General features: G+C 69.5%; 13 protein-coding genes and 1 pseudogene. 3 read left to right on the top strand and 11 right to left on the bottom strand.

The genetic code is table 11. The annotated features are described in order from the left end of the window. Window positions 1-77: 77 nt before the first annotated feature. From ACIRQ7_RS14420 to ACIRQ7_RS14410, 3 genes are all read right to left on the bottom strand, one after another. On the bottom strand, window positions 78-899 hold the full coding sequence (locus tag ACIRQ7_RS14420) for an HAD family hydrolase (RefSeq protein WP_404262510.1): 822 nt from the start codon (window positions 897-899) through the stop codon (window positions 78-80). Beyond that, complete coding sequence (locus tag ACIRQ7_RS14415; RefSeq protein WP_404262509.1) at window positions 896-3,484, bottom strand: phosphoribosyltransferase; 2,589 nt, start codon at window positions 3,482-3,484, stop codon at window positions 896-898. Before ACIRQ7_RS14415 ends, ACIRQ7_RS14420 begins: the two co-directional genes overlap by 4 nt. A gap of 109 nt (window positions 3,485-3,593) precedes the next feature. After that, entirely contained in the window at window positions 3,594-4,766 is a 1,173-nt protein-coding gene (locus ACIRQ7_RS14410; RefSeq protein ID WP_401472001.1) for an HpcH/HpaI aldolase/citrate lyase family protein, read from the bottom strand. Window positions 4,767-4,984: 218 nt separating this feature from the next. Here ACIRQ7_RS14410 and ACIRQ7_RS14405 point away from each other — a divergent pair, with 218 nt between their 5' ends. Next, the gene (locus tag ACIRQ7_RS14405) at window positions 4,985-6,103 is read left to right on the top strand and encodes a TerD family protein (protein WP_404262507.1); all 1,119 of its coding nucleotides are present in this window, start codon (window positions 4,985-4,987) and stop codon (window positions 6,101-6,103) included. A gap of 155 nt (window positions 6,104-6,258) precedes the next feature. Here the strand turns inward: ACIRQ7_RS14405 and ACIRQ7_RS14400 are convergent, their stop codons facing one another. The 6 genes from ACIRQ7_RS14400 to ACIRQ7_RS14375 form a co-directional block, all read right to left on the bottom strand. Then, the gene (locus ACIRQ7_RS14400; protein ID WP_401471995.1) at window positions 6,259-6,996 is read right to left on the bottom strand and encodes a Tellurium resistance; all 738 of its coding nucleotides are present in this window, start codon (window positions 6,994-6,996) and stop codon (window positions 6,259-6,261) included. Between the two features lie 99 nt (window positions 6,997-7,095). Further along, entirely contained in the window at window positions 7,096-8,238 is a 1,143-nt protein-coding gene (locus ACIRQ7_RS14395) for a DUF475 domain-containing protein (RefSeq protein ID WP_401471992.1), read from the bottom strand. A 54-nt stretch (window positions 8,239-8,292) separates the two neighbouring features. Next, window positions 8,293-8,868 carry a TerD family protein gene (locus ACIRQ7_RS14390; protein ID WP_401471989.1) on the bottom strand — a complete coding sequence of 192 codons (576 nt, stop codon included), beginning with the start codon at window positions 8,866-8,868 and terminating at the stop codon, window positions 8,293-8,295. 129 nt (window positions 8,869-8,997) lie between these two features. Next, the gene (locus ACIRQ7_RS14385) at window positions 8,998-9,573 is read right to left on the bottom strand and encodes a TerD family protein (RefSeq protein WP_401472356.1); all 576 of its coding nucleotides are present in this window, start codon (window positions 9,571-9,573) and stop codon (window positions 8,998-9,000) included. A gap of 168 nt (window positions 9,574-9,741) precedes the next feature. Next, the gene (locus tag ACIRQ7_RS14380) at window positions 9,742-10,200 is read right to left on the bottom strand and encodes a peroxiredoxin (RefSeq protein WP_401471986.1); all 459 of its coding nucleotides are present in this window, start codon (window positions 10,198-10,200) and stop codon (window positions 9,742-9,744) included. A 148-nt stretch (window positions 10,201-10,348) separates the two neighbouring features. Then, a complete protein-coding gene (locus tag ACIRQ7_RS14375) occupies window positions 10,349-10,789 on the bottom strand; it encodes a DUF3052 domain-containing protein (RefSeq protein ID WP_401471983.1) in 441 nt (146 codons plus the stop codon). 517 nt (window positions 10,790-11,306) lie between these two features. Here ACIRQ7_RS14375 and aceE point away from each other — a divergent pair. Continuing rightward, entirely contained in the window at window positions 11,307-14,039 is a 2,733-nt protein-coding gene (gene aceE / locus ACIRQ7_RS14370) for a pyruvate dehydrogenase (acetyl-transferring), homodimeric type (RefSeq protein ID WP_404262505.1), read from the top strand. Window positions 14,040-14,138: 99 nt separating this feature from the next. On the opposite strand, the gene ACIRQ7_RS14365 is transcribed toward aceE, so the two are convergent. Next, window positions 14,139-14,552 (bottom strand): peptidase inhibitor family I36 protein, encoded by a 414-nt coding sequence (locus ACIRQ7_RS14365; RefSeq protein WP_403671062.1) that lies wholly within the window; start codon window positions 14,550-14,552, stop codon window positions 14,139-14,141. A gap of 442 nt (window positions 14,553-14,994) precedes the next feature. After that, a pseudogene (locus ACIRQ7_RS14360) lies at window positions 14,995-16,627 on the bottom strand (MFS transporter); the annotation flags it as partial. 115 nt (window positions 16,628-16,742) lie between these two features. Here ACIRQ7_RS14360 and ACIRQ7_RS14355 point away from each other — a divergent pair. Continuing rightward, complete coding sequence (locus ACIRQ7_RS14355; RefSeq protein WP_404262503.1) at window positions 16,743-17,399, top strand: TetR/AcrR family transcriptional regulator; 657 nt, start codon at window positions 16,743-16,745, stop codon at window positions 17,397-17,399. Window position 17,400 lies beyond the last annotated feature (1 nt).

The following is a 17,400-nucleotide window of genomic DNA, read 5'->3' as shown; positions in this document are numbered from 1 at the left end:
CTCCTTCTGTGTGCCGCCGTTTCCCCGGTGCTGCCCCGGCCCCCGTCCGACGTGCCCTTGGGCTGCGCCGGCGCGTGTCAGCCGGCGCGGGGCGGGGCCGCAACGCCGCGGAGGAAGGCCCGGACGATTTCCTCGCCCGCCGCGGCGCCCCGCTCCTCCAGCGCGATGACGTGCGGGGCCTGCCAGCCGGAGTCGGCCAGTTCGCCGTGGCCGGGCCGCCAGCCCCGGTCCGCCGCCAGCAGGAGGTCGGCGTCGAGGAGCGAGTCGCCCGCGGCGAGGACCTCACCGGCCCCGGTGCGGCGCGCGACCTCCGCGACCGCGGCGCTCTTGGTGAGCGGCTTCGGGACGGCGTAGATCTTGCGGCCCTGGAGGGAGACCGTCCAGCCGCGTTCGTCCGCCCAGTCGGTGAGGTCCTTCACCCAGGTGTCGGGAAGCAGCGGCCGCTCCACGACGAGATAGGCGAAGAGGTCCTCCGCGACGCGCTCCTTGAGGAGCCAGGCCGGGTCGGCGCTGCGGACGAGGTGGGCGCGGATCTCGTCCAGCGGCGCGCAGTCCGAGGCGAGGCGCCCGGCGACCGTGCGCTGCCAGTCCGGGTCCGACTCGCCGCGCACCAGGAGATGCCCGCCGTTGGCGCAGATCGCGAACTCCGGTGGCGGGCCGGGCAGATGAATGCGCCCGTACTGCTCGCGGGTGCGGGTGGTGGTCGGCACGAAGGTGGTGCTGCCGGCCAGTTCGGCGAGCAGACCGGCCGCCGTCTCCGTCATGTAGGACAGCGGCTTGTGCTGGTAGGTCTCGACGCACAGGAGGCGCGGGGCCTCGGCGTCGGGCATGGAAAGGCCCAGCGCGGCGGCCGAATAGATCAGGGTGCGGTCGAGGTCGCTGGCGACGATCGCGCTCATAGGGAGGCCACCGCCTTGCCGTCGGCGCCCGTGGCCCCGCGGGTGAAGCGCGGGTGGATCAACCCGACGCAGGTATAGGGGAGTTCGCCGACCTCTTCGACGGGCACACCCCGCTGTTCGGCCAGGAGGCGCACATGGTCGAGATCGGCGCCGGCGCCCCGCTTGGCGAGGATCTTCCAGGGAACCCTGCGCAGCAGGACGCGGGTGGTCTCACCGACACCGGGCTTGACGAGATTGACGTCGTGGATGCCGTATTCCTCGCTGATCCGCTCGACGGCCGCCCAGCCCTTCCAGGTGGGGGCGCGGTCGGTGGCGGCCAGCTCCGCGGCATCGGCCGCGACGGACTCGGCGACATCGTCGAACCGCGCGCTGACCGCGTCCAGGAAGTCACGCGACACATCGGTGCCGGCCAGTTCGCGGTAGAACTTCGCGCCGTGGAAGTCGTCCGGCCCCACGAGGTCGTCGCGCAGGACGGTGCGCGATATCAGCCCGGAGACGGTCGAGTTGAGGCAGGCGGAGGGGATGAGGAAGTCGTCGCGGGTGCCGTAGGTCTCGACACAGCCGCCGGGGTCGGCGAGCACGGCGATCCTCGGGTCGAAGCCCGGGAAGTCCTCCAACGCCTGGGCGAGTTCGCGCGTGATGGCGCCCTTGCCGGTCCAGCCGTCGACGAAGACGACGTCGGCCGGGTCGTGGTGGGCGGCGAGCCAGCGCAGCGCGGTGGTGTCGATGCCCCGGCCGCGCACGATCGAGACGGCGTAGTGCGGCAGGTCCAGACCGTGGGCGTGGTGCGCCCAGCGGCGCATCAGCACGCCGACGGGCGTGCCGGCCCGCGCCAGCGAGACGAGTACCGGACGTCGGCCGCGCTCGGTGAGCACGGTCTCGGTGACGGCTCCGACCGCCCGCGCGATCCGGCCCGCGGAGGTCCGCAGCGCGCTGTGGAAGAGGGCCTGGTACTGCTCGTTCGGCTGGTATTCGACCGGCAGCGACTCCGCGTAGTGGGCGCCGCCCTGCTGAATCGCCTCCTCGCGCTCCTCGGTGGGCGCTTCCAGCGTCACGTCGGACAGGTCCTGCAGCAGCCAGCCGACCTCGTCCGCGGTGTAGGAGGAGAAGGCGGGGCCGCGCAGCGGCTCGGGGAGGGGCATGGAGCGGGCCTGTCGTTGCGGAGGGTGCGGAGCGGAGGGCGCGTCCGCGGGCGGGGCGGCGTGCGAGCCGGCCTGCGGGACATAGGAGGGGATGACGGCGAGCAGCAGGCGGCCGGTGTGCTCGGCGAGGCGGCCGAGCAGTCCGTCGGCGGCGTGCAGCTCGGGCAGGTCGCCCTGCGAGTCCACCACGGCCACGATGGCGTCGAAGCGGCGTTCCGTGTCGCTGCCGGCAGCGACGTTGTACGCGTACCTCTCCCCCGGTCCGTCGGCCGGGCCGTCGTGGGCGGGGAAGGAGAGCCGGGTCCGTATCGCGTAGCCGGGGTCGTCGACCGCGAGGACGGGCGACCTGGTGGTGGTCGAGAAGTGGACCGCCGGGGTCGCCCCCGGCACGGCCGGTTCCGCGTTCGGTTCCCGGGCACCGTGCTCCACCCCGGCGAGATGGGTGTCCAGGGCCTCGGCAATCCGCAGGGGTGCGTACATCAACTCCTCGTTGCCGAGGACGAGAATCCGGCGGGCGCCGTCGAGCCGGTCGGCGATCCGGGCCGCCATGCCCGGCAATTCGGCCTCCAGCCGCTCGCGGTGCGCCGGTGTGAAACCGTGCCGCCCGCCGTCCGGCAGCCCCGCCGGCCAGGCGAGGGAGATCCGCTCGACGTCCACGGCTCCCGTCCCTCCGGGGGCGGCGGACGGTCGCGGTGCGGTGCGGTCCTCATGAGCGGCGACGAGCTCCTGGCCGCGCTCCAGGACACCCGCCGGCAGCCGTACGCCTCCCGCGGCCAGGGCCACGAGGTCGACGCGGGCGCCCAGTTCCGCCGCGCACTTCTCCAGGTGGCCGCGGTCGGTGTCGGAGCGCATATCGACGAGCGCGACGACGACGTACCGCTCGCGCGGGAAGCGCTTGTGCAGCGCCTTGATGGTGTTCAGAATCGTCCTGCCGGTGGAGAACTCGTCGTCGACGAGCACCAGCGGACCGTCCCCGGCGAGCAGGTCGGGGTTCTCCGGGAGCAGCAGATGCGAGGTGGCGTGGCTGTGCTCCTCCTCGAAGCCGCCCACCTGCGCGACGCCCGCCACCGGGCGGCGCGTGGAGTGCAGGTAGGGCGCGAGCGCCAGGCCGTCGGCGACGGAGTGGCCCAGGCCGGTCGCGGTCTCGGCGTAGCCGAGGACCACGGACCTGGCCGCGTCCTTGTCCCCCAGCAACTCCCTGACCCGCAGCCCCAGCCCGAAGCCGGCGCCGTGGACCGTTCCGGGCCGCTGCGGGACGTGCTTGCCCAGCACGTTCGACACGAGCAGATGGGCCCGCTTGGGGTTGCGCCGCAGCGCGAGGCCCAGCAGCTCCGGCAGCTCGTCCCCGCCGCTCAGCGAGACTCCGAGCCGCTCAGCGACCCACTCTCCTGTCCACACCACGCGTTCCGTCTCCTCCATCGTGTCGTTCGCCGTGTCCTGCATCGTGTTGTCCGCCGTGTTGCGCCCGTGTCGTTCGCCGACGGGTGCGGCGTGTGGTGCGTCGTCCCGCTCCGGGGTGCCCCGGAGCCGCCCTCGCCAGGACGTGTCCGCCCTAGGCCTGCGGGAGGCTCGCGGTCAGCAGCTCGACGAAGCCGATTCCTTCGCGTGCGACCCCGAATGCCTCGGCGCGCAGCAGGGTGCGCTCGGCCCAGGCGCGGTGCGGCTTCACCTCGTTCATCTTGTTCGTATAGGCGGAGCGCAGGACTCCGCCGTCGCAGCGCTCGGGCCGCAGGATGTCCGCGGCGTCGCTGAACTCCTCGTGGCTGACGACCGAGAGCGCGTGCACCGGCGCGACGTGCGAGGGGTGAATGCAGGTCTTGCCCGTCAGTCCGTTCGCCCGGTCCAGCTCGATCTCGCGCAGCAGTCCGTCCATGTCGTGCTCGATCAGTGCGGTCCGCAGCTCCTCGGCGCGTCCCAGGAAGGGGCTGCGGCGCAGCTGCGGTTTGAACATCCGCTCGTGTACGCGGAAGTACTCCCAGACCGGGCCGGTGACGGTGAATCCCGTCCCGTCCGCGCGCCCCAGGACGTTCACCACGTCGGAGATCACGGAGGCGACGATATGGACGTCGTAGGCCGTCATGTCGGGTGCCCTGCGCAGCCCGTAGGCGGAGCAGAAGTCGGTGACGCCGAGCCGCAGGGCGAGGACCCGCTCGCGGTACTTGTCGACGGTCTCGGCGATTCCGCGCAGCGTCTCGGCGCGGCTCTCCAGGTGCAGCAGCTGCGGAGATTCGAGCACCGGCATCGCGAACAGCCGCCGACCGCAGGAGGACTCGGCCTCCGCCAGCGCCTCCAGGAACGGAACTCCCCGCTCCCCGGTGAACTTCGGCAGCACGAATCCGGAGAGCCGACGGGCGGCCGGCCCCATCCGGCGCACCAGGTCGGGGATCTGCCCGGGGGCGCGGACACGGATGAACAGCAGCGGAAGATCGGTGCCGGCGTCGGCTGCCTCGTCGAGGAGGGCGAACTGCCGCACGAGGTTCTCCTCGCCGGCCTCCACGTCCCCGTCGCCTATGGAGTCCTCAAGGCACAACACCATGGAGACCACGCCGCGGCCGGCCTGCTTGAGGACGTCGGCGGCGAGCCGCTCACGGGTGGCGGGGCTGTAGAGGGTGGCACCGAGGGCGACCGCGAGCGTGCGCGAGGGGGAGTCGGCGGTGAACTCCACCGGCTCCTGGTGGAACAGTGCCTTCCGGATATCGGGCGCAAGGTGCCCAAAGTGACGCATACAACTCCCCGTATACAGGCGGGACCCGGGCACCCCCGCTGCGTCTCGCTGTCTCGATCCAGCCGGTAATCGTACGTGTGGCGGAGCACTGTTAGTTCCCCCGCGCATGAAAATCTCGTAACCCACACAAGGCGCCGAGGTGTCCGTGACCGCGACCCGCCCACGCCGGGCGGGCCCCCGCGTTGTCCCTGCGACCTCCGGGAAGGCAGGATTGCGGCATGACGCACGCGATGGTGAAAGGGTCGAACGTACCCCTCGATGCCGCGGCTGTAAGGGCCGTTCTGCGCTGGACCCCCGGCGCCGGTGTCCCCGATGTCGATGCCTCGGCTCTGCTGGTGGGAACCGAAGGCCGTGTGCGCTCCGACGAGGACTTCGTCTTCTACAACCAGCCGCGGCACCCCAGTGGCCTGGTCCGGCATCTGCCCAAGACCCGCCTGGCCGAGGGGCTGACGGACACCATCGAGGCGGATCTGTCGGCGCTGGACGCGTCGGTGGACCGGGTCGTGCTGACCGCTTCGGCGGACGGCGGGGCGTTCGGGCTCGTGGCGGATCTGCGTGTCCTGCTCTATGACGCGGCGGCGAGCGACGGTGATCCGATCGCGGTGTTCGACGTGGTGCCGGACACCGGCGACGAGACGGCGCTGATCTGCGGGGAGCTCTACCGACGGGCGGAGAGCTGGAAGTTCCGCGCGCTCGGCCAGGGCTACGTCACCGGCCTGATCGGCCTGGCGACGGAGTTCGGGATCTCGGTCGACGAGAGCGACTCCCCGTCCTCCGTCCGCACCACCGCGACCGGCGCCAAGGCCCCGGAGCAGGAGCAGACACCGTCGGCACCGGACACCTCCGCGGCCGATGCGTCCGCCCCGGTCGATACGACGGCTCCCGTCCCGGCCCCCGGACCGCCCGCCCCTCCGGTGACCCCGCCGCCGAGCACCTGGCCCGAGGAAGCCGTCGGCCCGCCCGCCGCGGCGGCCGCGCAGGCTTATCCGGCGGACGCCGACGCCGTCACCCAACGCGTGCCGGATCAGATGCCGGAGCCGCTCTCCACCGCGCCGCCGCCACCGCCCACGGGTGGGGGTTACGGCTACCCGCAGGATGTTCCGCCGCCGCCGGCCCAGCCGCCCGCCCCCGCCCCGTCCGCCTACGACTACCCGGTCGCGCCGCCGCAGCAGCCGCCGTACCAGCCCCAGCAGCAGCCCGCGTACGGATATCCGCAGCCGCCCCAGCAACAGCAGCAGTCGGCCCCGACATATGGCTACCCGATGCAGCAACAGCCCTTCGTACCGGACCCGTCGTTCGTACTGCCGCCGCAGGGGCCGCAGTTCCAACAGCGCTAGGCACTGTCGCCACACTCCCGTCGTTCGCCCGAAGGGCAGGCCTTGCGGCGTCCGGCGCGTGTCGCTGCGTTGTCGGGAGCGCCCCGGTACGTCCAGTACCGGGGCCGGCAGGAGTCTGACGACAGGGCCCAGGACGCCTGCGCACCGTCCCGCCGTCAGACCTTCGACTTGTAGCCACGCCCCCACTGCAGCCCCCAGCCGTACAGCCGGTCGAGTTCCGCCTGGAAGCCGTAGACGTACTTCACCTCGCGCCGCACCGTCAGCTCGCCCTTGTTGTTCTCCAGCATGAAGATGGCGCATGAACGGGCCTGTGGCGCCCGTTCGTCGAGCTTGATCTCCACTCGCGGGCCGGTGCTCGGATAGAGCGTCACCACCGCGTGGGTGCGGTCGAAGGCGGGCGTCCCGTCGTAGATGTAGACGAAGATCAGCATCCGCTTGATCTCGTCACGGTGGTCGACGTTGATGTACAGCGTCTCCCCGGACGGCGAGCCGAACCGGTCGTCCCCGCTGAGCTGCACATACGGCGCGGCGTTGAGGTCACCCAGGAAGTTGCCCAGCGGCTGCACCACGCCCTTGGTGCCGTCCTTGAGTTCGTACAGGCAGGCCAGGTCCAGGTCGATCTTGACGACGGCCGGCCCCTGGGCCTGGACCACCTCGGGCTTGAACATCTTTCCCGGATGCCGCAGCAGGCTCCCCCTGCGCCCGCCGCTCCGTTCGCCGAGGTCCGAGGTGCGCATCTGCCAGTGCAGGTTGACCCGCAGATGACCGGAGGCCGCTCCCTGTTTGCTCAGCGAGACGACCGGATTTCGTTTTGTCAGCTCGACGACATACGACGCTCCGCCGCTGTCGTACTTCGGCGCGCCACCGCGCCACCAGTTCCCCAGGAACGACACCTTGCCCACCCCATCGCTCGGCCCCAATTACCGCGGGGCGGCCTTGAGGTCCGCACCCCATGGCCGCCCCGCAGAGAGCGTTCCTCAATCAGAGCCGCGTCACACTCCGGACGCGACTTCCGACTGGGTTCCGGTGTCACTCCCCGGCTTGCCCTCGCGCTTGTTCCGCCGCACGGACGAGAAGAAGGAGAGGGCGATCAGCACGATGCCCACCAGGCCGGTGATGACCTCGTTGATCTCGTACTTGATCGTGACGAGCAGGATGACCGCCAGCGCGCCGATGGCGTAGTGCGCACCGTGCTCCAGATAAACGTAGTCGTCCAGGGTCCCCTTGCGGACCAGGTAGACCGTCAACGACCGGATGTACATCGCGCCGATGCCCAGACCCAGCGCCATCTCGAAGATGTCGTTGGTGATGGCGAACGCGCCGATGACGCCGTCGAAGGAGAAGGACGCGTCGATGACCTCGAGGTAGAGGAACATGAAGAACGCGGCCTTGCCGGCCAGGCCCACGACCGCTCCGGACCCGCCGTTCTTCTTCGCGGGGGCCGCGGCGCCCTCCGTGGCGTCGTCCAACGCGTCCTCTTCGTCTTCGAGTTTGTCCTCGAAGTAGCCCGAGATTCCACCGACGATGAGATAGGTGATTATTCCCGCGACACCGGACAGCAGCACCGTGGCGCTCTTGTCACCGCCGCCGTGCGCGACGTCGGTGGCCACGGTCATGGCGCTCACCAGCAGCACGAGCAGCGCGATGATGACCGACAGGGTGTCGAGCTTGCCGAGCTTGCCGAGCGGCTTCTCGATCCAGGCCAGCCACTTGTAGTCGCGCTCCTCGAAGATGAAGTCGAGGAAGATCAGCAGCAGGAACATGCCACCGAAGGCCGCGATGGCCGGGTGGGCGCTGGTGACCAGCTCCTCGTAGTGCGCCTTGTCGTTGATGGCAAGGTCGACCGCTTCGATCGGCCCCAGTTTCGCGGTGATCGCGACGATGACGACCGGGAAGACCAGCCGCATGCCGAAGACCGCGATGAGGATGCCGATGGTCAGGAAGATCTTCTGCCAGAAGGCGTTCATCTTGCGCAGGATGCCTGCGTTGATAACGGCGTTGTCGAAAGAGAGCGAGATCTCGAGGATGGACAGGATCCCGACAATCGCGAGCCCTTGCCACCCCCAGAGCACGCCGGCCAAGGCCAGGCCGAGCACCGTGATGGCGAACGACCAGCCAAAGGTTTTCAGGAGCACTGCCTACCCAATCCCTCGCTGTGTGGGGTCCCCCGCGCGCAGCGCGCGGCGCTTTTACGAAACGTTGACCCCGAAGTCTAGAGCGATGCCTCGCAGACCCGACGCGTACCCCTGGCCCACTGCCCTGAACTTCCACTCGCCGCTGTGGCGATAGACCTCACCGAAGATCATCGCGGTCTCGCTGGACGCGTCCTCGCTGAGGTCGTAGCGGGCGAGCTCGCTGCCGTCGGCCTGATTCACGACGCGGATGAAGGCATTGCTGACCTGGCCGAAGCTCTGGCCGCGCGGTTCGGCGTCGTGGATCGAGACCGGAAAGACGATCTTGTCGACCCGCTCCGGCACCTCGGCGAGGTTCACCAGGACCGACTCGTCGTCGCCCTCGCCCTCACCGGTGAGGTTGTCACCGGTGTGCTCGACGGAGCCCTCGGGGCTCTTGAGATTGTTGTAGAAGACGAAGTACTCGTCCCCCAGCACCCGGCCCGATTCGCACAGCAGCGCGCTGGCGTCGAGGTCGAACGGTGCTCCAGTGGTGGAGCGCGCGTCCCAGCCGAGGCCGACCATGATCTGCGTGAGATTCGGAGCGGCCTTGGACAGGGAGACGTTGCCCCCCTTGGCGAGCGTGACGCCCATATTTCGCTTCCTCCCCGGTGTCGGCGCGGGCCGGCCGTGCTCAGGCCCGGCCCGCTTCCCTTTGAAGCGCGCCCGGCGCCGCACTCCCCGCATGGGGTGTACGGCGCCGGACGCGATGGCGGTCCTCGATCAGACGTTGACGCCGAAGTCCTGCGCGATGCCGCGCAGACCCGAGGCGTAGCCCTGACCGATGGCGCGGAACTTCCACTCCGCGCCGTTGCGGTACAGCTCGCCGAAGACCATGGCGGTCTCGGTCGAGGCGTCCTCGCTCAGGTCGTATCGCGCCAGCTCATTGCCGTCCGCCTGATTGACGACGCGGATGTAGGCGTTACGGACCTGGCCGAAGCTCTGCTGGCGGTTCTCGGCGTCGTAGATCGACACCGGGAAGACGACCTTGTGGACGTCGGCCGGGACGCCGGCGAGGTTCACCTTGATGGCTTCGTCGTCGCCCTCGCCCTCACCGGTGGTGTTGTCACCGGTGTGCTCGACCGAACCGTCCGGGCTCTTCAGGTTGTTGAAGAACACGAAGTTCTGGTCGTTGGCGACCTTGCCCTGGTCGTTCGCCAGCAGCGCGCTGGCGTCCAGGTCGAAGTCCGTACCGGTGGTGGTACGCGCATCCCAGCCCAGACCGACGAGGACGGCGGTCAGATTGGGGGCTTCCTTCGTCAGCGAGACGTTGCCGCCCTTGCTGAGGCTGACTCCCACGAGTCCTCCCATAGATTCGAGGGTGCATAAAGATTGCGCCCCATCGTGCATGGCATCGGATCAACGAATTGATCCTAGTGACCGGTTCCCACCGAGTTACAGATATCGGACCCGGAGGGCCCGGATGTCGGTCCGGCGGGATACGCCGGCGCCGTGCGCGCCGCCGGATCAGAGGTTCTGCAGGGCCTTGAGGTAGTCGTTCAGGTCACGGGCGTCGGGCAGGCCGTTGACGACCGTCCAGCGGACCACGCCCTCCTTGTCGATGATGAAGGTGCCGCGGACCGCGCAGCCCTTCTCCTCGTCGAAGACGCCGTAGGCCCGCGAGGCCTCGCCGTGCGGCCAGAAGTCCGACAGCAGCGGGTACTCCAGGCCCTCCTGCTCGGCGAAGACGCGCAGCGAGAACGGGGAGTCGTTGGAGACGGCGAGCAGCTGCACCTCGTCGTTGGCGAACTTCGGCAGCTCGTCGCGGAGGGCGCACAGCTCACCGGTGCACACACCGGTGAAGGCGAAGGGGTAGAAGAGGAGGACGACGGCCTTCTCGCCGCGGAAGTCCGAGAGCTTGACCAGCTCGCCGTGCTGGTTCTTCAGCTCGAAATCCGGAGCCTTCGTGCCGACCTCGATCGCCATGGGTGCTTCCCTTCCGCTCACTCACAAACAGGACGCACCCAACCCTACGCGCCGGGCGGAACACCCCGGGAACCCGTCCTGAACGGGGCCGAGCCCCCTCCGGAACAGGCCGGAGAGGGCTCGGGGTAAATCCTTGAGGTGGTGCGATTCAGCGCTTGCCGGACTTCGCCCCCTTGGGCGTGACCAGTCGGGAGCCGGTCCAGTCCTTGCCCGCGTTGATGCTCTTGGTCTGGGACAGACCCGCGGTCTGCGCGGCCTCATTGATGTCGCTCGGCTCGACGTAGCCGTCACGGCCGGTCTTGGGGGTCAGCAGCCAGATCGCGCCGCCCTCTTCGATCAGCCCGATGGCGTCCACCAGCGCGTCCGTGAGGTCGCCGTCTTCGTCACGGAACCACAGCAGGACGACGTCAGCGACGTCGTCGTAGTCCTCATCGACGATGTCCTGGCCAATCACGGCCTCAATGCCTTCTCGGAGTTCCTGCTCGACGTCATCGTCGTAGCCGATCTCCTGGACCACCTGTCCGGGCTCGAACCCCAGCCTGGCGGCAGGGTTGGTCCGCTCCTCCGCGTGGTCCGCGGTCGCGCTCACGGATTGCCTCCTGTCAGTTTCGGAAAATGCTTTTGAACCCCGCGCGTGCGCGGAGCATTGGGCGTAGTCCACACGGGCCGGGCGGATCGCGCAAGTACCCGGCGGTCGAGACCGCCGAAACGGTGACGATTCGAGGCGTCTCATCGCAAGTACGACCCCACCGGGACAGGGCGAAGTGATTCACACCACAGCGTTCTGCCGGGTTTGTGGGGTAGTCGCGCGCGACTGGGCCCTTCGAGGGGCGCCGGGCCGTCTTCGGATCGACTTTCGAGGTGCGGACGACCGTACGCGAAGCACTTTCGACATGGGCGTATGGTTGCGATTTGGCCGACCTGAGAAATCGGCCTTTTCCGCGCCCATCTCGCAGACGGTGGTTACCCATCGGTAGAGGTGACGTTTCCCAGCGACTCGGTACACGATGGAAGCGGCGCGACACCACAGCAGAGACAGCACTCGTCCGCGTGCGCAGCATGAATGGCGTGCAGAGCACGACACGACCCGAACACGAAGGAACAGCGTGGCTTCCGGATCCGATCGCAACCCGATCATCATTGGCGGCCTTCCCAGCCAGGTCCCGGACTTCGATCCCGAAGAGACCCAGGAATGGCTCGACTCGCTCGACGCAGCCGTCGATGAGCGAGGCCGGGAACGCGCCCGCTACCTCATGCTTCGCCTCATCGAGCGGGCCCGCGAGAAGCGCGTGGCCGTGCCGGAGATGCGCAGCACGGACTACGTCAACACCATCGCCACCAAGGACGAGCCGTTCTTCCCCGGTAACGAGGAGATCGAGCGCAAGGTCCTGAACGCGACCCGGTGGAACGCAGCCGTCATGGTCTCGCGGGCGCAGCGTCCGGGCATCGGCGTCGGCGGCCACATCGCCACGTTCGCCTCCTCCGCCTCCCTCTACGACGTGGGCTTCAACCACTTCTTCCGGGGCAAGGACGACGGCAAGGGCGGCGACCAGATCTTCTTCCAGGGCCACGCCTCGCCCGGCGTGTACGCCCGTGCCTTCCTGCTGGACCGGCTCACCGAGAGCCAGCTCGACGCCTTCCGCCAGGAGAAGTCCAAGGCCCCGCACGGCCTGTCCAGCTACCCGCACCCGCGGCTGATGCCGGACTTCTGGGAGTTCCCGACCGTCTCGATGGGCCTCGGCCCCCTCGGCGCGATCTACCAGGCCCGGATGAACCGCTACATGGAGGCGCGCGGCATCGCCGACACCTCCGACTCGCATGTCTGGGCGTACCTCGGCGACGGCGAGATGGACGAGCCCGAGTCGCTGGGCCAGCTGTCGATCGCCGCGCGCGAGGGCCTGGACAACCTGACCTTCGTCGTCAACTGCAACCTGCAGCGCCTGGACGGCCCGGTCCGCGGCAACGGCAAGATCATGCAGGAGCTGGAGTCGCAGTTCCGCGGGGCCGGCTGGAACGTCATCAAGCTGGTGTGGGACCGCAGCTGGGACCCGCTGCTCGCGCAGGACCGCGACGGCATCCTGGTCAACAAGCTCAACAGCACGCCGGACGGACAGTTCCAGACGTACGCCACCGAGACCGGTGCGTACATCCGCGATCACTTCTTCGGTGACGACCAGCGGCTGCGCGCCATGGTCGAGAACATGACCGACGACCAGATCCTGCACCTGGGCCGTGGTGGTCACGACCACAAGAAGATCTACGCGGCGTACGCGGCGGCCAAGGCCCACAAGGGCCAGCCGACGGTGATCCTCGCGCAGACCGTCAAGGGCTGGACGCTGGGCCCGAACTTCGAGGGCCGCAACGCGACCCACCAGATGAAGAAGCTGACGGCCGAGGACCTCAAGGGCTTCCGCGACCGGCTGCACCTCCCGATCCCGGACAAGGACCTGGAGGACGGCGCACCGCCCTACTACCACCCGGGCCGCGACTCCGAAGAGATCCAGTACATGCACGACCGCCGCAAGGCGAACGGTGGCTATGTCCCCACCCGCGTCGTGCGTGCCAAGCCGCTGGAGCTGCCGGGCGACAAGGCGTACGCGACCGCCAAGAAGGGCTCCGGACAGCAGAAGATCGCCACGACCATGGCGTTCGTGCGTGTCCTGAAGGACCTGATGCGGGACAAGGAGATCGGCAAGCGGTTCGTGCCGATCGCGCCCGACGAGTACCGCACGTTCGGTATGGACGCGTTCTTCCCGTCGGCCAAGATCTACAACCCGCTGGGCCAGCAGTACGAGTCGGTGGACCGCGAACTCCTCCTCGCCTACAAGGAGTCGCCGACGGGCCAGATGCTGCACGACGGCATCACGGAGGCGGGCTGCACCGCCTCGCTGATCGCGGCGGGCTCCGCCTACGCGACGCACGGCGAGCCGCTGATCCCGGTCTACGTCTTCTACTCGATGTTCGGTTTCCAGCGCACCGGTGACCAGTTCTGGCAGATGGCCGACCAGCTCGCCCGCGGCTTCGTGCTCGGCGCGACCGCCGGCCGTACGACGCTGACCGGTGAGGGTCTCCAGCACGCCGACGGCCACTCCCAGCTGCTGGCCTCGACCAACCCGGCCTGCGTCGCCTACGACCCGGCCTACGGCTACGAGATCGCGCATATCGTCAGGGACGGTCTGCGGAGGATGTACGGCGAGAATTCCGAGGACATCTTCTACTACCTCACCGTCTACAACGAGCCGATCCAGCACCCCGCGGAGCCGGACGGCGTGGACATCGACGGCATCCTGAAGGGCCTGCACCGCGTCAAGCCCGCCGAGAAGGGCGAGCACCCGGCCCAGATCCTCGCGTCGGGTGTCGCGGTGCCGTGGGCGATCGAGGCCCAGCAGATCCTCGCGGACGACTGGAACGTCAAGGCGGATGTCTGGTCGGCGACCTCCTGGAACGAGCTGCGCCGCGACGCGGTGGAGATCGAGGAGCACAACCTGCTCCACCCGGAGGAAGAGCAGCGCGTCCCGTACGTGACGCACAAGCTCCAGGCCGCCGAGGGCCCGAAGGTCGCGGTCTCGGACTGGATGCGTGCCGTCCCGGACCAGATCGCGCGCTGGGTTCCCGGCACGTACCAGTCGCTGGGCGCCGACGGCTTCGGCTTCGCCGACACCCGTGGCGCGGCCCGTCGCTTCTTCCACATCGACGCGCAGTCGATCGTCCTGGGTGTGCTCACCGAGCTCGCCAAGGAGGGCAAGATCGACCGCTCGCTGCTGAAGCAGGCGATCGACCGCTACCAGCTGCTGGATGTCACGGCTGCCGACGCGGGCGAGGCCGGCGGCGACGCCTGACCCCTCCGCGGCCGACCGCCGCATCCCTCCGCCACGCCCCCCGACCAGCGTTCTCCGCCGGTCGGGGGGCGTGGTGGTGTCCGCCCCCCGGCGCTCCCCTCACCGCTCCCAGATCTTGAACGCCTTCACCTCGTACGGGGAGTCCGGCACCCAGCTGCCGCCGCCCGGGTAGGTGTCGAATTCGGCGGTCTCGGCACATTCCCCGCTCTGGTAGGTGGTGACCGGACGGCCGGTGCGGTTGGCGAGCGAGGCCGCGCCGGTGCCCTTGGGCAGCGGTACGCAGCTCTCGATGTCGGTGTCGGACAGGTCGTGCGTCTGCCGCTTTCCGGCGAAGCCCGCCTTGGGCCAGACGCACAGCTGGCCGCTCGCGCAGTCGCCGGACGCGGCGGCGGTGCGGCCGCCGGGTGTGGCCTGGGCGCCCGGGGCCCCCAGGGCTGACGGGGCGGTGAGCCCGGCGGCCAGTGCGGCGAGCGTGGTGACGAGTGCGGTGGTGTGGAACGTACGCAGTCGCATAGGAATCTCCCCCGTGAAGTACGGCGATGACGTCCCGCGTGGTGGGGCGGTTGCCCGCGGCGGGTTCGTCATCGAGCTTTGCGAGTGCGTGCGGCGGTTGCCAAGGCCGTGGCGGAGGTGCCACCCGGATCAGGTATGTGGAGGGCGGGGGCGGTGCGCAGGCGGCCGGCGGTGCACGGTGTTGACGGGGAACGCGCTGGTGGGGCGGGCTGCGGAAACCGTTCTCCGCGGGCGGGGCGGCGGACGGGACGGTGCGCCGGCCCTCGGCGTCCGGTGGCGGGCCGGCCGGTTCCCCGGCCGCGTCATCCGGATGAGGGATTCGCGCTGCGGGCGCGGGCCGTACGGCACCTGGGCTCCGGCGCGCCGGGCCGGTCGCGGGGGCCGGGTGGCGGGTTGACGCGACGGCGCGCGGCCGGCCGGGGATGTCCTCGGCCGGCCGCGCGCCGGATGATGCGTGTGGTGCGGGCCGCGGCTCAGATGTGGCCGACTCCGGCGCCTGCCTCCGCGTTCGCACCGCGCTTGGTGAAGATCGCGACGACGGCCGCGACGATCGCCACGCCGCAGGCGACGGTGAAGGCGACGCCCATGCCCGAGACGAAGGTGTCGTGGGCGACGGAGGTGATCTTCTGGGCCAGCTCCGGCGGGGCGTTCTTGGGCACCGGCGCGAACCCTGCCGAGACGGCGTCGGCCGCCTGGGACATCTGGGCGGGCGAGCCCGGCGGGAGGCCCGCCGCCTGCCAGTTGCCCGTCAGGTCGTTGTCGACCCGGGAGGCCATCACAGCGCCGAGGACGGCCGTGCCGAGGCTGCCGCCGACCTGCATCGCGGCCTGCTGGAGACCGCCGGCGACGCCGGACAGCTCCAGCGGGGCGTTGCCGACGATGACCTCGGTGGCGCCGACCATGACGGGTGCCAGGCCCAGGCCGAGCAGCGCGAACCAGAGGGACATCGGGCCGGTGCCGGTGTCCGTGTCCAGGGTGGACATGCCGTACATGGCGACGGCGGTGAGGACCATGCCCGCGACCAGCGGCACGCGCGGGCCGAGCTTGGTGATCAGGGCGCCGGCGAGCGGCGAGCCGACGATCATCATGCCGGTGAGCGGCAGGAGGTGCAGGCCGCTGTCGACGGGGCTCATGCCGTGGACGTTCTGGAGGTAGAACGTCACGAAGAAGAGGCCGCCCATGAACGCGAAGGCCATCAGGACCATCAGGATCGTGCCGGCGGTCAGCGGCACGGAGCGGAACATGCGCAGCGGGATGAGCGGTTCGCGGACCTTGGTCTCCAGGACGGCGAAGAGCGCGAAGAGGACGACCGAACCGATCAGGAAGCCCAGGGTCCTGGTGTCGCCCCAGCCCCATTCGGACGCCTTGATCAGCGGCCAGATGAGGCAGAACATCGCGCCGGAGAGCAGCACGATGCCGGGGATGTCGAAGGACCGGGGGGCGTTCTCCGCGCGGTGGTCCTTGAGGATCAGCAGGCCGAGGACCAGGGCCAGGATGCCGACCGGGACGTTGATGAAGAAGACCGACTGCCAGCTGACGTGCTCGACGAGCAGGCCGCCGACGATCGGGCCGCCGGCGGTGGAGGCGCCGATGACCATGCCCCAGATGCCGATCGCCATGTTGAGCTTCTCGGCGGGGAAGGTGGCGCGCAGCAGACCGAGCGCGGCGGGCATCAGCAGCGCGCCGAACAGGCCCTGGAGCACGCGGAAGACGATGACGAGGGTGACCTCGCTGGAGAATCCGATGGCTCCGGAGGCGGCGGCGAAGCCGAGGATGCCGATGAGGAAGGTCTGGCGGTGGCCGAAGCGGTCGCCGAGCTTGCCCGCCGTGATCAGCGAGACGGCCAGGGCGAGCATGTAGCCGTTGGTTATCCACTGGACGTCGGCGAGCGAGGCGCCCAGGTCCTGCTTGATGGCCGGGTTGGCGATGGCGACGATCGTGCCGTCCAGCGCGACCATCATGACGCCGATGGCCACGGAGAAGAGGGTCAGCCACGGATGGCCGCGCATCCCCTTACGGGGCTCCGGTACGTGAAGTTCCGGTGCGGGGTCGGCAACCGGGGTCTGAGAACTCATACCCCGAGATTAATGTCAGCCACTGACAGTTGACAAAGCAATTCATGAGTCGGTAACTGTCATTTAGCTCACAGGTATCCTGAGCAGCGAGAACACCACCGAAAGGCGGCGCAGGATGGCGACCCCGACGCCGCAGACGAACCCCTTGGGCGGGCTGCGCGAACGGAAGAAACAGCGCACCCGCGATGCACTGATCCGTGCCGCGCTCGAACTGTTCACGGAGCAGGGGTACGACGCGACGACGATCGACGAGATCGCCGCGGCCGTGGACGTCTCGCAGCGCACCTACTTCCGGTATTTCGCCAATAAGGAAGAGGTCGTCTTCGCCGTCCAGGAAATGGTGGAGGCCCGCTTCCTCGACGAGCTGCGGGCGCGGCCGGACGCCGAGGCCCCCCTTACGGCGCTGCGCCAAGCGGTGATGGTGGCGTGGGACGACATCGGGAGCGCCATCGAGTCGGTGGTCCCGGTGGAGCTGCACATGCGCTCGTATCGCATGATCGAGTCGACGCCCGCGCTGATCGCCGCCCATCTGCGGCGCTCCTGTGATCTGGAGGAGGAGATCGCCCGGCTGATCGCCCGGCGCGAGGGGCTGGATGTCGACGCCGATCCCCGGCCGCGGGTGCTGGTCGCGGCGTTCAGCGGGGTGATGCGGGTGGCGGGGAAGGTGTGGGGCGAGGGTCAGGACTGCAGCGTGGCGTCCATCCGCGAGCTGACCAAGTCCTATCTGGACCACATCGGGCCGGCGATCGGCGACGACTGGCGGAGCGGGTGAA

Source organism: Streptomyces sp. NPDC101393 (genome assembly GCF_044767385.1).
Taxonomy (GTDB): Bacteria; Actinomycetota; Actinomycetes; order Streptomycetales; family Streptomycetaceae; genus Streptomyces.
This window is presented reverse-complemented; position numbering and strand designations above follow the sequence as displayed.

Coding starts and splice junctions, on each gene's coding strand:
- ACIRQ7_RS14420 (WP_404262510.1), bottom strand. CDS start 899: ATGAGCGCGATCGTCGCCAGCGACCTCGACCGCACCCTGATCTATTCG.
- ACIRQ7_RS14415 (WP_404262509.1), bottom strand. CDS start 3,484: ATGCAGGACACGGCGAACGACACGATGGAGGAGACGGAACGCGTGGTG.
- ACIRQ7_RS14410 (WP_401472001.1), bottom strand. CDS start 4,766: ATGCGTCACTTTGGGCACCTTGCGCCCGATATCCGGAAGGCACTGTTC.
- ACIRQ7_RS14405 (WP_404262507.1), top strand. CDS start 4,985: ATGACGCACGCGATGGTGAAAGGGTCGAACGTACCCCTCGATGCCGCG.
- ACIRQ7_RS14390 (WP_401471989.1), bottom strand. CDS start 8,868: ATGGGCGTCACGCTCGCCAAGGGGGGCAACGTCTCCCTGTCCAAGGCC.
- ACIRQ7_RS14380 (WP_401471986.1), bottom strand. CDS start 10,200: ATGGCGATCGAGGTCGGCACGAAGGCTCCGGATTTCGAGCTGAAGAAC.
- ACIRQ7_RS14365 (WP_403671062.1), bottom strand. CDS start 14,552: ATGCGACTGCGTACGTTCCACACCACCGCACTCGTCACCACGCTCGCC.
- ACIRQ7_RS14355 (WP_404262503.1), top strand. CDS start 16,743: ATGGCGACCCCGACGCCGCAGACGAACCCCTTGGGCGGGCTGCGCGAA.